The sequence below is a fragment of the Photobacterium sp. Alg240-V54 genome, from assembly GCF_900537155.1.
Classification (GTDB): Bacteria; Pseudomonadota; Gammaproteobacteria; order Enterobacterales; family Vibrionaceae; genus Photobacterium.
Genome location: NZ_UNRL01000002.1, coordinates 732,954 through 747,697, shown reverse-complemented (window position 1 = coordinate 747,697; position 14,744 = coordinate 732,954). Strand labels below are relative to the sequence as shown.

Genomic DNA, 14,744 nt, shown 5'->3' with positions numbered 1-14,744 from the left:
AGCTTGCATACTGAATCGTTTCAGCTAGAATTGCAAACATGTAAAGCATACGCTCTATCAATATATGATCAAGTGCACAAAATTAGCTTTACCCAAATACTCACAAGTCTCATTAACAATGGATAACAACTATGACACTGGATGAAATTGCAAAACTCGCTGGGGTTTCTCGCACAACTGCAAGTTACGTTATTAATGGTAAAGCAAAACAATATCGTATTAGTGAAAAAACCCAACGCAAAGTAATGACTGTTGTTGATGAGCATAACTATCGCCCTGATCATGCAGCAACATCATTGCGTATCGGTAACAGTTATTCTTTAGGGCTGATTATTCCTGATTTAGAAAACAGCAGTTACGCAAAAATTGCCAAACTACTTGAACGTAATGCACGTAAAGCAGGCTATCAAATGATCATCTCTTGCTCTGATGATGATCCTGCCACTGAAATGAAAGTCGCTGATATTTTACTAAGCCGTCGCACTGATGCACTGATTGTTGCGAGTGCACTTGCCGCTGATCACCCTTTTTATCGTCAAGTTCAAGCCAATGGGGTGCCTGTTATTGCCATTGACCGTGCCTTAGATGATGAGTTTTTTGTATCAGTGATCAGTGAAGATTTAGAAGGCGCTTTTCAACTCACTCAGTCATTATTAAACAAACCAATTAACAGCATTGGTCTCGTGGGCGCGGTTGCTGAGCTTGGCGTATCAAAAGAACGTCAGCAAGGTTTTATGGCTGCAATTGAGCGTCATCAACAGCCTATCACAACGCTAATTGGCCATGGTGAGCATTTTAGCCAACAACATGGCCAACAGATTGTGCAGCAGTGGCTTGATGATGACTGTTTTCCCGATGCGATTTTAGCAACATCTTATACTTTATTTGAAGGTGTACTTGATTGCCTGCTCAAAAATCCACACGCCATGCGTAACACTTATTTAGCCACTTTTGGTGATAATCGGCTGTTAGATTTTTTACCCAATAAGATACAGTCCTTACCCCAACAATATGAACTGATTGCTGAACATGCATTAGCGCTAGCACTGCAGGCGATAAAAGGCATTTATGAACCCAATATTGAAGTGATCCCACGTCAAGTCATTCAGCGTTAGTAGTATTACCATTATTCTATTGCGGAATAATAGCTATAATGGAAAAATAGTGAGTTATTGATGTTTCTCTTCTTTTTATTAAATCGCTATAGGCTACGCCATGTATTTACGTCTTAAAGCATTGTTAATATCACATGCACAATTTTCTCATGCTTTACGAGTAACGTTAGCGATAGCTTTTACACTCGCCTTCTACGCCGTGGTACATGTTCCGCATTCTATGTGGGGACCTGTGACTGTGGTAGTAGTGATGATGCAACCTTATGCTGGCGCGATTGTATATAAAGGTTTTCAGCGTATAGGCGGCACATTATTAGGGGCAATGTTAGGCTTATTAACGGTATTGTTCCCTCACCAACTGGATTATCTGATCCCGGTATGGATGTTGGCATGGGTATTCTTACTGTCGCTTAAATCTTATGGTAAGAATATTTATTTTTTCTTTTTGGCAGTAATGACGTTAATTATTGTTTCTTACCAAGGTGATACCGCTTTAGAAGTCAATGTGGCTTTATGGCGAGTGGCAAATATTTTAATTGGTAGCTTGATTGCGATTTCATTTTCTTTATTGATGCCGATTCGTGCTGTCACCAGTTGGAATACCTTATTTAATCAAAATTTACGCGCCTTACGTCAGCTTTATCAAGCTCATGCATCTGCTCATATGTTGAGTATTAAACAATTAAATGCCATGACACGTGAAGTGTTAGAACGACACATGAAAATGATCATTTTGTTGCCTAACGTCCAAAAAGAAAAACACAAATTAGCCGGACATTATCGCGCTATTATCACGGTTCAACGGACATTAATTAGTATTACTGAACAGCTCATTGAAACCCATTGGAGTTCTGACATTAGTCGGCGGCAATTATTAGCTCAAGCCGATTTAAAACTTTACCAGCAGCAGATTATTACTATTTTAAATCAAATCGAACTGGCATCGATTAATCGTAGCAGTTTAGCAAATATTGATACCCTTCCAGATATCCACCTGCTGCCGATGATGGCAACAGAAATAAACCCAGATGATGCAGCAAACGCGTTGGGAATTTACGGCTATTTTTGGCTTACTCGCCAATTTATCAGTCAACTTGATGCGCTTATTATTCAATTACGAAGTCTTAACTCAGAAAGCGGCAGTCATAAGTACTAACAGGTGCGACGAATACTAAAGCTACTGACACTAAAGCTACGGATACTAAAAATAACCAACCTGCACTATGATGATAATAGTGCAGGTTGGAATTATCAGCAGATAACCGTGGTTATTTCATGATCATTCAACCATCGCTGTAAACGTGGTGATTGTTCAATTGAACGGCAATAAATATCGCAATCTTTCGCTGTATTGCCGACGACTGCAAATAGCATTTTAAGTAGTTGGATGACAGCATCATTTTGAGTATCAACCCGGTAATTAAGGCCAGGGTTGTCAAAATCTTGTCCAAGCGCAAATTGTGCCAGTTGCTCCACATCTACCACAAAACCATCAAAATAATGAATAAAAGTCTCAGCTAATAATGCGTTTGCAGGCACGCAACATAGCATATGTACTTTTAATCCATTAGCACCACGGCATAATCCTTGTTCAGCCAAGAGATCAATCATAGTCGCCGCTTCACTAAATGTCCGTACAAACGGCACCACTACTTCAATGTTTTCTCCGCCTACGGTTGCACGCGCACGTTTAATCGCTTCACATTGCAGTGCAAAACTCGATTTGTAATTTTTATCAGCAAAAAAACTCGCACCGCGTAACCCTAATTGTGGATTAACTTCTACGGTTTCTAATTCAGCCCCTAATAATTGCTGGCGCGCACTAGAATCAGCACTAATAAGTTGTACTTTTAAAGGCGTCGTGCCTTGTTGCCTTGCGGCTGATACTAATAGCTCGGTTAGCATTGAGACGTAATATTCCGCCAACGCTACTGTTTGTTGGCCGTATTGATCTGCGATTTTTTGTTGCAGTGCTTGCTGAGTGACTTCAGATAACCTGCTTTGCTGAGCAAAAACTAACGGATGAATGCCTATCGAGGTTGCAATAAGATCATCTAATGAAACCAGCCCTATTGCTTGATTATTGAGCGTCGTTAATTGTTGGGCATTACGCAATACGGCTGTTGTTGCGAGTAGTAATTGTGTTTGTGTTGTCATACACCACCTGTACGTCCATGTTAAAAAGACTGATGTCTATATATATCAATCCATTAAATAACTCCCTAATGACCTTACTGCGAGATTAATGGACACGCAAGCGTAAAAGGTTATTTGATAACAATTAATCAACCTTATTATCATATGCCATTCGTTTTATGGGTGTGAATAATTGCATGCAAAATCACCATTTTCACTCTGAATATCCACCGTTAGTCATTAAAAACCCATTTGTTATCACAAGTTTGGTTTATTCCAACGCTGATTTGGGCTATCTTAACGGGGTTATTACAGAGATACCAAGGTAGGCAAACTATTATGCCAATGAAAACAGATGAACTTCGCACAATGAGTCTCGGCCTTATGCCGACACCTGCAGAAGTAGAAATAGCCTCACCAATGACAGATGCCATTGCTGCGCATGTTGATAACGCACGTAAGCAAGTTGAAGCTATTCTAGCGGGTAAAGATTCGCGTCTATTGGTGATTGTTGGGCCATGTTCAATTCATGACACCGATGCTGCTATTGATTATGCGAAGCGCCTTGTTGCTGTACAAGAAACATATAAAGACCAACTCTTCATCGTTATGCGCACCTATTTTGAAAAGCCGCGTACCGTTGTTGGTTGGAAAGGCCTCGTCTCAGATCCTCATCTAGATGGCAGCCTTGATCTTGCGGCTGGTTTACACAAAGCACGTAAGTTATTAATCGATATTAATGCGTTAGGGCTACCCACAGCGACTGAGTTTTTAGATATGATCACTGGGCAATATATTGCCGATCTTATTACATGGGGAGCCATTGGCGCTCGTACCACTGAATCTCAGATCCACCGTGAAATGGCATCAGCATTGTCTTGCCCTGTTGGCTTTAAAAATGGTACTGATGGCAATATTAAAATTGCTATTGATGCGATTCGAGCCACTCGGGCATCACATTTATTCTGTTCGCCAAATAAAAATGGTCAAATGACGATTTACCGTACTTCTGGTAATCCATATGGCCATATTATTCTTCGCGGTGGGAAAATGCCCAATTACCACGCCCAAGATATTGCGACAGCGTGTGCCGCTTTAACTGAGTTTGAGTTAGCACCCAAGTTGATCGTTGATTTCAGTCACGGTAATTGTCAAAAGCAGCATCAACGTCAATTGGATGTTGCTGCTGATATATGTGAGCAAATTCGCAATGGCAGCCAATCTATTGCTGGCATCATGGCTGAGAGCTTTATTGAAGAAGGCAATCAAGCAGTGATCAGCGGTAAAGAAAAACAACTTGTTTACGGCAAATCGATTACTGATCCATGCATTAATTGGCGTGATACTTTAGTAATGCTTGATATGCTGGCAGGTGCTATCAAAGACGCCAACGCGTAATCTTCTGCTACACATCTTAATACAATAAAGGAGTAACAATAGATTGTTGCTCCTTTATTCATATTTAATTAACGGTATAATGTCCGCGTTAATTATAACGGGATAAATTTCCCACATTCAGGTTAGAGGCCAATAACATGCCATGTTTTGATATTATTTCCGAAGTCGATACCGTAGAAATCAAAAATGCGGTAGAGAATTCAATCCGAGAAATTAGCACTCGCTTTGATTTCCGTGGTGTTGAAGCCAACGTAGAATTAAACAAAGAGATCGTAAAGATCACTTCAGAATCTGAATTTCAACTTGATCAGATTGTAGCAATTTTACGTGGTAACCTTGCACGACGTGGCGTTGACGCTAATGCGCTTGAGCGTAAGGCTATCAACTTCTCAGGTAAAACAGCATCACAGAATATTGAATTTAAGCAGGGTGTTGAAACCGCTAATGCTAAAAAACTAGTTAAAGCGATTAAAGACGCAAAATTGAAAGTTCAAGTTGCTATTCAAGGTGAAAAGTTACGTGTAACGGCTAAAAAGCGTGATGATCTTCAAGCAACAATGGCACTTGTTCGTGCACAAGATCTCGGTCAACCGTTCCAGTTTGATAATTTCCGTGACTAATTACGGTTAAGTTCATAAGGGAGGCGTATTTGCGCTTCCTTTTTTTTGACTTGAATATTCAAATATTTTTTAATAAACTTAAAAATAATTATAATATTTAAACTGATGTCATTAAATATATACTTTACTGTTACACTCAAATACGTCATACAAATATAAAATCACACACAAAAGAAACAATAGCTGTGTAAACACCCTCACCTTAAATAATACCACTACAACATTACCAACACCTCATTTACAACCACGAATACTTTTTAAGCAAACAAATTTTTTTTAATTGCAAAAATTGTTGCTGACTATGCTTATACCCTATAATTCAGCCAATTCAATAATGGTTAATTATTTTTCATTCTCTGTGACTAACGGTATAGGATAAAGAGCAACAACAACGATAACTAGCACGGATATGCTTATACGATCACGGAACGTTCACTTTTTACAGTAAGAATAGCTATTGTAAATCACCCTTTTTTCGCTTGTTGTGCCACTCAATTTATTCAATTCACATTGACTGAAAAGAAAATAAAGGAGATGTCCATAATGGGCACCGCACAACAACAAAAAACAACTGCAACAACCGCTGACAACAATCAAAAACTCGGCTGGAGTAAAAGTGATACTGTATGGATGCTCGGTTTATATGGTACAGCAGTTGGTGCTGGCACTTTATTTTTACCTATTAATGCTGGTGTGGGTGGCTTAATTCCGCTTATCGTAATGATGGTCTTAGCATTACCAATGACCTTTTTCGCTCACCGCGCAATGATGCGTTTTGTGCTATCAAGTGCAACCCCTGGCGCAGATATCACAGAAGTGGTTGAAGAGCACTTCGGTAAAAATATGGGCAAGATTATTACTCTACTGTATTTCTTTGCCATCTACCCTATTTTACTTGTTTATAGTGTCGCTTTAACCAACACTGTTGAAAGCTTTATGGAATTTCAATTAGGTATTGAGCCACCACCACGTGCCGTTTTAGCATTGATTCTTATCGTTGTGCTAATGGCAATTGTTCGTCTTGGTGAGCAGTTAATTGTCAAGGCAATGAGTATTTTAGTATTCCCTTTTGTTGCTGTATTACTGCTGCTTGCGTTATACCTAGTACCGTATTGGAACGGCGCTATTTTTACAGACATTATTCCACAAGGTGGTAATACCACGAGCATAATGATGGCGGTATGGTTGATCTTACCTGTAATGGTATTCTCTTTTAACCACTCACCGGTTATCTCTTCATTTGCTGTAGCTAAAGAAAAAGAATATGGCGTTAATGCCGAGCGCCAAGGGTCACGTATTTTATTACGCGCCCATATTATGATGGTTATTACGGTAATGTTTTTCGTTTGTAGCTGTGTATTAAGCTTAACACCAGCTAACCTTGCTGAGGCAAAAGCACAAAACGTATCTATTTTAACGTACCTTGCTAACCATTTTGACACGCCAATTATCGCTTATGCTGCTCCTATTGTAGCTATTATTGCGATCACTAAATCTTTCTTAGGCCACTATTTAGGTGCGAGTGAAGGTTTAAATGGTATCGTTCAAAAAGTCGCACGTGATAAGAACAAGACTATTTCAAATAAAGCACTTAATCGTTTCACGGCTTTATTTATGTTAACCACAACTTGGGCTGTCGCAACACTCAACCCAAGTATTTTGGGTATGATTGAAAACTTAGGCGGACCAATTATTGCGATGTTGTTATTTATTATGCCAATGTATGCAATAAAGAAAGTACCTGCTATGAAAAAATATTCAGGCACGATCAGTAATGTATTTGTAACTGTTATTGGTTTAATGTCTATCTCGGCTATTTTTTATTCTCTAATACAGTAAATAAAAATCATATGTGATATAAAAAAGGCTACCTAGTAGCCTTTTTCTTTATTTAAAACAAAATACTATCATCTATTATCACCCCACCTCACTAACCATCATCACCAGCACTTTACAGCAACCGTACAAAGCCATGACATTTTAGCCAGCTATATTGCTTACATTGTCGTTCAAATTACATTCGACGGCTAAACAATGAAAGCATTACTGTTAATCCCTATTGCAACTTTATTTTGCCATGCCGCCTATGCCAAAAATATTAATAATCAACCTGTTGAAGAGAGATCTTCTGATTTTAACGGCTCGGCAAAATTAGGCTTTATTTACGCTAAAACGACAAATACTTCGATGTCGATGAATTCTGCCGTTTCGTTGAAGCACACCACCGACGATTGGAGCAACAAACTTAAGTTTAGCTCTTATTATACGGATTCAACCAAAGAAGAAGATGGTGTTAATAAATATAGTGTTGTGCTAGATAATCGCTATATGATTAATTCACATAAGTTTACTTACTTACGTAATGAATATAACCATAATCAATTTGAAACCTATCGTCATGAATATATCATTGCTACAGGTTTAGGTTATAAGCTTTATTATACCAAAACGACCAAGTTAACAGTCGGTGGTGGCCCAGGTTTCCGTTATAGTAAACGTCAACTCAATGATCCTGAACATCCAAGCCAAATTGAACGCAATATCATTGCTAATGCTTTCTTAAATGCGGAAAAGAAGATTACTTCAACATTAACCGTTGGTGCAAATAGCGGTATTGATTACGGTGTTTCAAATACCAATTACTCTATTGATGGTTATATTAAAAACAAACTGATTGGCGACATATCATTATTACTCGACTCTCAATATATTTATAATACTGAAGTTGCTTCTGATAAAAGTCATTCCGAAATTTATAGCACAGTCAGCTTAACCTATGACTTTTAATCTCTATAAAAAAACCGAGCATGATGCTCGGTTTAGGGCGTCACTATCTATTTATTAATGACCGTACTTAATGATATAGGCTTTTTTCACCCTCTGGACGCGTTTTAAAACGTCGATGCAACCACATATATTGACTTGGTGCCGCCATAATTGAATGTTCGACGGCTTTATTGATATATGCCGCTGCAGCCTGAGGAGCTTTATGAGGAAAATCAAATAATGGTGGAAATATCTTCAATGTATATTGGCCATTATCATTATCACGAATCATCGCAAAAGGTAATGGCACTGCGCCAGATGCATCAACTAACAAACTCGTCCCTGTTGTTGTACACGCATCTTTAACTGCAAATAATGGTGCAAAAGTTGAATTTCGGCCTTGACCATAATCTTGATCTGGGGCGTACCATAAGATCTCTCCTTGTTTGAGAGCTTTAAGCATGCCTTTTACGTTTTTACGATCAAGCATATATTTATTGGAACGTATACGACCCTTAAACTGGAAATAATCAAAACAAGGGTTATTATTCGGTCTGTATACACCAACACCAGGTCTGTTCAGACCAAAAGCACGCGCACCTAATTCTAAGTTCATCGAATGGACAGCAATAAGTAGAATACCTTTTCCTTGTTGCTGTAATTGATCAACATACTCTAGTCCTTCAACCTTAACGTGTCTTTCTACACGTATATCAGGCCAAAACCACGCCATTGCCGTTTCAAATAACGCTAATCCAGTATTATCTATATTTTGTGCAATTAACCGTTGCTGTTCTTCTATTGATAAATCAGGAAAACATAACGCTATATTTTGCTTAATCGTTTCATGTCGATTCGACATCACTTTCATTGCTAATCGACCGACACCTTGCCCTAAACGAAATTGGATGAAGTACGGCAGCCAACTTAGTAAGTACATCACAGCCATTAATATCAATACAGACCAATATCGTGGATGTAGTAATGCTCTTCTAAATGTCGGTTCAGTAAATTTACGCATAACAAAGCACAAGGTTCCTCAGTTAATATGATTGAAGAGCTTGAACTACACACTCTTCAAAAGCATTCATAATACTAATAGTATTGTTATAGTAGATGATGTAGTTTATTAAATGCAAGTTAATACCCTATGGCTATAGGTTTTATACAGCACCGATTAAGGTTAGTTATTATTAGGTTAATAAATCCAATTTAATTACTGATTTTCAGCCAAAAAAAAGCCCATCGTCAAAGATGAGCTTAATAATATCCAGCAACATTTATTTAATTAATAAAAGCTTGGCTGGCCTTCTGGGCGAGTTTTAAAACGACGATGTAGCCACATGTACTGACTAGGTGCCGCCATTATTGACTGTTCAACAATCTTATTGATAAAAACAGCAGCAGCGTCAGGATCCTTATTTGGGAAGCCTTCAACAGGCTGGCTAATAGTTAACGTATAATGACCAGAATTATTATCGCGTACCATAGTAAATGGCACCACGGCGCAGTCAGTTGCATCAACCAATAAGCTAGTGCCGGTTGTTGTGCACGCTTGTTCTACTGCAAATAATGGCGCAAATGTTGAGCGTCTTAGACCATAATCATGATCAGGGGCATACCACACTCGCTCACCAGTTTTCAGTGCGCGCAGCATACCTTTAACGTCTTTACGATCTATTAAAGTACGGTTAGATCGTGAGCGCCCTTGATATTGAAAGTAATCAAAACACGGATTATTGTTAGCACGATAAACCCCCATCCCAGTTTTTTTAATACCAAATGCACGTGCACCAAGTTCAAGATTCATAGAATGCACAGCAACCATTAACGCGCCTTTGCCTTCACGCTCAAGTTGCTCCATATGCTCCATGCCTTTAATCGTTACATGGCGGCACACTCGTTCGTCAGACCAAAACCATGCCATACCTGTTTCAAATAAGGCTAATCCTGAGTTATCAATATTTTCCTTTACTAAACAGTCACGTTCACTTGTTGTCATTGACGGAAAGCACAATTCAAGATTGCGAGAAATAGTATGACGACGTTTTTTCATTAATTTAATCGCTAAACGGCCAATATGCTTTCCTAAAAAAAACTGCACACGATAAGGCAATAGACTAAGGGAATACATGAGTGCCATTAACATTAGTGTCCCCCAGTAACGAGGATGCAATAATGAATAGGAAAAAACAGGAATATGCTTAGAGCTCATACGATATTATAGCCTTGGGTTTTAATGATTTACTAAAATTCAATACTGCTATAATAGTCCTTTCGCATCCGAGTAAAAAGCAAAACTATGTTTTTTATTGTCAAAATTAGGATAATGCCAAGTTTTGCAATTAAAAATATAAAAAACAATTAAATAACAACAAGTTAAAAAACACAAATTTGCCATTAATAATTATTATCAGTCTGTTTAATAACAATGATTTTTTATCCGACCTTTATTGTATTGTTCAGTAACAACAAAGCCGATGACACATTGTGTATTCAATAACAGATTGGTAAACCATAAAGCCTAAATAGGCGGTCTATCATACTGCATTGCAAATAGATAAATCCTGTTATTTCACATCTTACTTTAAATACAAAAAGTCAAGATGTTGATTAATATAAATAAAATTATTGGCACAATTTCTGCAATTTTATTAACACTCAAAATATTATTTTATTAGGTGTCAAATATGGAATTACGTCAATTAGAGGTAGATAACGATACACTAGTGTTATCAGTCAATGGTGATATGGATGCTGCAGGATGTCAAAACATACAATCCATCATTGATGATGTCATTAGCAAACCACAATCACATATTGATGTAGATATGGAAAATGTTGCCTTTTTAGACTCATCCGGTATTGGAGCTTTAGTTTATCTCTATAAACGACTCACAGAAAAACAACATAGTATGCAAATAAAAAATGCCCATGGGCAACCGCTTTCATTGCTAAAATTACTAAGAATTGAGAATGCTATTCCAGTTAATGAACATAGTGACTAGCACTGCTCTTATCATGGAGGTGATCACGCTATGGAATTTAGAAGCATAAAACATAATTTAAAGTCACTATTCGTTATTAGCTTACTTTTATTATCAGGTTGTACCCCTTTTGCTGAGCATGGACGTGGAGGTGGTGCTAATAACTATTTAAATACGCGCTCAACGACGCTCGATCATCTTCCACCATTAGGCCCAGAAGATGGTTTACAGTTTGAATGGGTACTTGTTGCTCGCCATCTTGATATGCTCATCGCAGATCAGGCGCAATGGTGTTTTCCAGCCACCGTACTTCAAGCACAACGAAATGAATCTCGTATTGCCAGTGAACTTGTTGGAGGATTAGAAGTTGATGCGACCAATAGTCTGATTATTCAGCGTAATTTACTACAACGGTTAGAACACCAAACAAAAGATGCCAAACAACAACAAAAATGTAAACCTCCACGAAACAGCACGATGGAGCCGAATGATGTTATCTTTGCTAAAGAGATTTACAACTTACTCAATAGCGCTAATCAATTTACTTTTAACTCCGTAGAACTCGATCCTACCTATATTATTAACCTATCTGTAGCCTCTCAATTATTGGCAAAAAATGCCGATTATAAAATATTAATAACCGGCCATAGCGATGTTTTTGCTGCTGATATGCCAGACAATAATCTTGCTCGTCAGCGAGCTGAGCAAATAAAGCGCTATCTCAGTATTTTTGGGCTCAACCCAAATCGTATTCATATTGAAGCGATTAATTCTCGCCCTTCTTTAGTATCAATACCGCAACCAAGCGAGCATTTAAGTAATCGGCGGGTAACTATCGAATTAATGCATATTGATCAAAATCTCACACTTAATTACTTATCAGAGAGGTAATTACAATGCATCTCTTTAAGCATATTTTATTCTGTCTGTATTTCATGGCCTTATTGAGTCAATACGCGCATGCAGAATCAACCAATAAAGTAGTGCGTGTTGGCGATGTTATTAGCATTATTTTACCTGGGGAAGAATCACTCAATAAGACATTCCAAGTCAATAAACAAGGCCGGATCATTTTACCTGAAGTCGGGCCGCTCACTATTGCTGGAAAAACCGAAAGACAGATGGTAGCAATGATTACCATAAGCTTAAAAAGTGTAATGCAAGATCTAAGTCATTTACGCGTTTTTATTAGTAAACGCCAACTGATTGTTAATATTCAAGGTTATGTTAATCAACCCGGAGAATATATTATTGCCGACACCGACTCGGTACAACTGGCATTGTATGCTGCTGGCGGATTACGACCAGGCGCACAGCTAAATCGCTTACAACTGCGCCGTGGTGACACAATAACAACATTTAATTATAAAGCGTTTTTAGACTCAGGTGATCTATCAAAATTACCGACCCTGCAGTCCCTCGATACCCTGTTTATTCCAGCATCAGCAATGATTGGTAATATTGAACAAGAATTTGATACCGCTAAATTAGCACAAGCTGGTGATGCTGCTGATGATAAAAACGCTGTCAAAGTATTTGGTGAAGTTCACGACCCTGGTACGTTTTCCTATAACAAGGGTGCCTCTATCGTGCATGTTTTAATGCGTGCAGGTGGCGTAACTCGTTATGCGACTGTTGAGCAAATCAGAGTTATTTCTAATAATGAACCACGTACTTTTAACCTAAAAAAATACTTAGACTCAGGTGACGAAACTTTACTACCCAAGCTGTATCCTGGTTCAACCATTTTTATACCTAAACAACAAGAAGAGATTAAATTTGGTGCCAACATTGTCTATGTAATGGGAGAAGTCGCAGAACCTGGCGCCTATGAAGGTAAAAAAGGTGCAAGTTTCATGAGTATTCTGGCTAATGCTGGCGGTCCAACACGGTTTGCAGAATCTCGCCAAATTCGCGTTATAAAATCTGACGGTAAAGTGATTAATTTTGACCTATCGGGGTACACCGAAGGCACTAATTACCAATCGCCTCCACCTGTTGAGTCTGGTGATGCTATTTTTGTTCCTGAAAAAACAGATATGAATGAGAAGTCATGGTTAAAAATAGCACCTCATCGTGCCGTACGTGTGCTTGGTGAAGTCGAAGATCCTGGCCGTATAGAGTGGTCTGATGAAATGTCATTTCTTGACTTACTCGCCCACGTGGGAGGACCAACTGTACGAGCAGATACCGCGAACATTGAAGTTGTCACACCAGATGCAAATGGCAGAAACCAGGTTTATATTTTTGACCTTGATAGCTTTATGCTTGAGGGAAGAGCTGAATCAACACTCCCAATAATTCGTGCAGGAGCCACCATAAGAGTGCGTGATCTACCTCTTGATCCTACCGATAATAAATCCCAATGGGTACGCCAAACATCGGACAGCTCTATTTATGTTTTTGGACAAGTTAATTCAGGTGGCCGCTATCGCTTCACTAACAATCTTCATTTTTTAGATATCCTTGCTGCAGCTGATGGCCCTACAATCAATGCCGATTTGCACAATATTAGAATTACTCACCGTAATCAAAAATATTCAAAAGTATCGAAATTAGATCTCGCTCTTTATTTTGAGACTGGAGACGAATCATTATTACCTATAGTAAAAACAGGTGATTCAATCTATATTCCAGAAAAAGATCGCACTTGGATCGATGAAACTAATGAGTCAACCATTCGTATGTTAGGCGCTGTCCATAAACCTGGACGCTATCGCTATAATGATTCAATGACAATACTTGATATATTAGCTAAAGCTGGTGGGACAACTGACTACGCTTATCCTGAAAAGATCAGTATTATTAATAACTCCCGCCATCAAGGCCAAGCACGCACCTTTGATTTGATTAAATTTAGTCGCACCGGTGATTATCGACTGCTACCAGTACTTAGAGCTGGAGATACTGTGTATGTACCAAACAAAGATGAAAGTATTCTTGCGAATATTCGTCTTGGTTTCAAAGATATATTCCAGGTACTTGCAACAATTGCTCTCATTGGTGCGTTGTAATGAAGATCCCTTCATACCAAATGGAAATTGAGGATATTTTTCTGTTCTTAGAGCAACAAAATCATCATTCAATTTGTATTACTTCTAGTAATCCTCGAGAGGGAGTGACTTCTATTGCACAAGCGATTACTGAACGGCATTTATTAGCAGGTTACCGTACTCTGCTTGTTGATCTAAACTTTCAAAACCCAAGTTTAATTCCATTAGCTGAACTAATAAATAAATCAAATACAGACCAGCATTTAAACTCATATTTAAGCTATGATGCCCATAATAAAGTCGGCCTATTAGGCACATCACTGATGAACAATAAAGCCCATATTATTGAATTACGCCAACCTCATAACTTAAAACTTAAAATTGCTGCATGGTTATTGGAGTTTGATAAAATTATTATTGATGCATCTCCGCTTTCTCAGTCCACATTACATAATATTCCCGCACATACGGTTGCAAGTTGCTGTGATGGTACTATTCTTATCGTACTTTCTGGTCAAACACAGCAAAATGAAATCAAAGATGCAATAGAAAAACTAACAGCGCACAATGCTCATCTGATTGGATTAGTCTTTAACGATAAACTTCAGCCACACATTAAAGATGAAATTTGTCGTGAAATAAAGCGTTGTACTTTTTTACCTGAAACAATAACCACCAAGCTCATCCACTTTATACAACATAATCGGTTCTTATCTATTTTGGTGTAAA

13 protein-coding genes are annotated in these 14,744 nt (G+C 38.3%); 10 read left to right on the top strand and 3 right to left on the bottom strand.

The genetic code is table 11. From position 1 onward, the window contains the following. The first annotated feature begins 131 nt into the window (after positions 1-131). On the top strand, positions 132-1,115 hold the full coding sequence (gene cra, locus G6R09_RS08875) for a catabolite repressor/activator (RefSeq protein WP_163921765.1): 984 nt from the start codon (positions 132-134) through the stop codon (positions 1,113-1,115). A gap of 100 nt (positions 1,116-1,215) precedes the next feature. Then, on the top strand, positions 1,216-2,271 hold the full coding sequence (locus G6R09_RS08870; RefSeq protein ID WP_163921763.1) for an FUSC family protein: 1,056 nt from the start codon (positions 1,216-1,218) through the stop codon (positions 2,269-2,271). 95 nt (positions 2,272-2,366) lie between these two features. Here the strand turns inward: G6R09_RS08870 and G6R09_RS08865 are convergent, their stop codons facing one another. Then, complete coding sequence (locus G6R09_RS08865; RefSeq protein WP_163921761.1) at positions 2,367-3,272, bottom strand: putative PEP-binding protein; 906 nt, start codon at positions 3,270-3,272, stop codon at positions 2,367-2,369. Between the two features lie 318 nt (positions 3,273-3,590). On the opposite strand from G6R09_RS08865, the gene G6R09_RS08860 reads away from it, so the two are divergent. From G6R09_RS08860 to G6R09_RS08845, 4 genes are all read left to right on the top strand, one after another. Further along, a complete protein-coding gene (locus G6R09_RS08860; RefSeq protein WP_163921759.1) occupies positions 3,591-4,649 on the top strand; it encodes a 3-deoxy-7-phosphoheptulonate synthase in 1,059 nt (352 codons plus the stop codon). A gap of 137 nt (positions 4,650-4,786) precedes the next feature. Then, entirely contained in the window at positions 4,787-5,269 is a 483-nt protein-coding gene (locus G6R09_RS08855) for a YajQ family cyclic di-GMP-binding protein (RefSeq protein ID WP_065166087.1), read from the top strand. Between the two features lie 543 nt (positions 5,270-5,812). Beyond that, complete coding sequence (locus G6R09_RS08850) at positions 5,813-7,108, top strand: serine/threonine transporter (RefSeq protein ID WP_163921757.1); 1,296 nt, start codon at positions 5,813-5,815, stop codon at positions 7,106-7,108. 195 nt (positions 7,109-7,303) lie between these two features. Further along, positions 7,304-8,056 carry a YdiY family protein gene (locus G6R09_RS08845; protein WP_163921756.1) on the top strand — a complete coding sequence of 251 codons (753 nt, stop codon included), beginning with the start codon at positions 7,304-7,306 and terminating at the stop codon, positions 8,054-8,056. A gap of 67 nt (positions 8,057-8,123) precedes the next feature. Here the strand turns inward: G6R09_RS08845 and lpxL are convergent, their stop codons facing one another. Together lpxL and G6R09_RS08835 are read right to left on the bottom strand one after the other, a co-directional pair. Continuing rightward, positions 8,124-9,056 carry an LpxL/LpxP family Kdo(2)-lipid IV(A) lauroyl/palmitoleoyl acyltransferase gene (gene lpxL, locus G6R09_RS08840; protein ID WP_163921752.1) on the bottom strand — a complete coding sequence of 311 codons (933 nt, stop codon included), beginning with the start codon at positions 9,054-9,056 and terminating at the stop codon, positions 8,124-8,126. Between the two features lie 267 nt (positions 9,057-9,323). Further along, positions 9,324-10,250 carry an LpxL/LpxP family Kdo(2)-lipid IV(A) lauroyl/palmitoleoyl acyltransferase gene (locus tag G6R09_RS08835; RefSeq protein WP_163921749.1) on the bottom strand — a complete coding sequence of 309 codons (927 nt, stop codon included), beginning with the start codon at positions 10,248-10,250 and terminating at the stop codon, positions 9,324-9,326. Between the two features lie 475 nt (positions 10,251-10,725). Here G6R09_RS08835 and G6R09_RS08830 point away from each other — a divergent pair, with 475 nt between their 5' ends. From G6R09_RS08830 to G6R09_RS08815, 4 genes are read left to right on the top strand one after another with little or no spacing between them, the layout of a single operon-like run. Further along, positions 10,726-11,043, top strand: coding sequence for an STAS domain-containing protein (locus G6R09_RS08830; RefSeq protein WP_107204464.1), 318 nt, complete (start codon positions 10,726-10,728; stop codon positions 11,041-11,043). Between the two features lie 30 nt (positions 11,044-11,073). After that, positions 11,074-11,913: an OmpA family protein gene (locus G6R09_RS08825; protein WP_163921745.1), complete on the top strand. Its 840-nt coding sequence runs from the start codon at positions 11,074-11,076 to the stop codon at positions 11,911-11,913. A 44-nt stretch (positions 11,914-11,957) separates the two neighbouring features. Then, on the top strand, positions 11,958-14,036 hold the full coding sequence (locus G6R09_RS08820) for an SLBB domain-containing protein (protein WP_235859617.1): 2,079 nt from the start codon (positions 11,958-11,960) through the stop codon (positions 14,034-14,036). Continuing rightward, complete coding sequence (locus G6R09_RS08815) at positions 14,036-14,743, top strand: CpsD/CapB family tyrosine-protein kinase (protein WP_065166094.1); 708 nt, start codon at positions 14,036-14,038, stop codon at positions 14,741-14,743. The genes G6R09_RS08820 and G6R09_RS08815 overlap by 1 nt, the downstream gene beginning before the upstream one ends. Position 14,744 lies beyond the last annotated feature (1 nt).

Bases quoted from the DNA above. Each gene is read 5' to 3' on its own strand.
- G6R09_RS08825 (WP_163921745.1), top strand. From the start codon at position 11,074: ATGGAATTTAGAAGCATAAAACATAATTTAAAGTCACTATTCGTTATT.
- cra (WP_163921765.1), top strand. From the start codon at position 132: ATGACACTGGATGAAATTGCAAAACTCGCTGGGGTTTCTCGCACAACT.
- G6R09_RS08845 (WP_163921756.1), top strand. From the start codon at position 7,304: ATGAAAGCATTACTGTTAATCCCTATTGCAACTTTATTTTGCCATGCC.
- G6R09_RS08815 (WP_065166094.1), top strand. From the start codon at position 14,036: ATGAAGATCCCTTCATACCAAATGGAAATTGAGGATATTTTTCTGTTC.
- G6R09_RS08855 (WP_065166087.1), top strand. From the start codon at position 4,787: ATGCCATGTTTTGATATTATTTCCGAAGTCGATACCGTAGAAATCAAA.
- G6R09_RS08830 (WP_107204464.1), top strand. From the start codon at position 10,726: ATGGAATTACGTCAATTAGAGGTAGATAACGATACACTAGTGTTATCA.
- G6R09_RS08865 (WP_163921761.1), bottom strand. From the start codon at position 3,272: ATGACAACACAAACACAATTACTACTCGCAACAACAGCCGTATTGCGT.
- G6R09_RS08820 (WP_235859617.1), top strand. From the start codon at position 11,958: ATGGCCTTATTGAGTCAATACGCGCATGCAGAATCAACCAATAAAGTA.
- G6R09_RS08850 (WP_163921757.1), top strand. From the start codon at position 5,813: ATGGGCACCGCACAACAACAAAAAACAACTGCAACAACCGCTGACAAC.
- G6R09_RS08860 (WP_163921759.1), top strand. From the start codon at position 3,591: ATGCCAATGAAAACAGATGAACTTCGCACAATGAGTCTCGGCCTTATG.
- G6R09_RS08835 (WP_163921749.1), bottom strand. From the start codon at position 10,250: ATGAGCTCTAAGCATATTCCTGTTTTTTCCTATTCATTATTGCATCCT.
- lpxL (WP_163921752.1), bottom strand. From the start codon at position 9,056: ATGCGTAAATTTACTGAACCGACATTTAGAAGAGCATTACTACATCCA.
- G6R09_RS08870 (WP_163921763.1), top strand. From the start codon at position 1,216: ATGTATTTACGTCTTAAAGCATTGTTAATATCACATGCACAATTTTCT.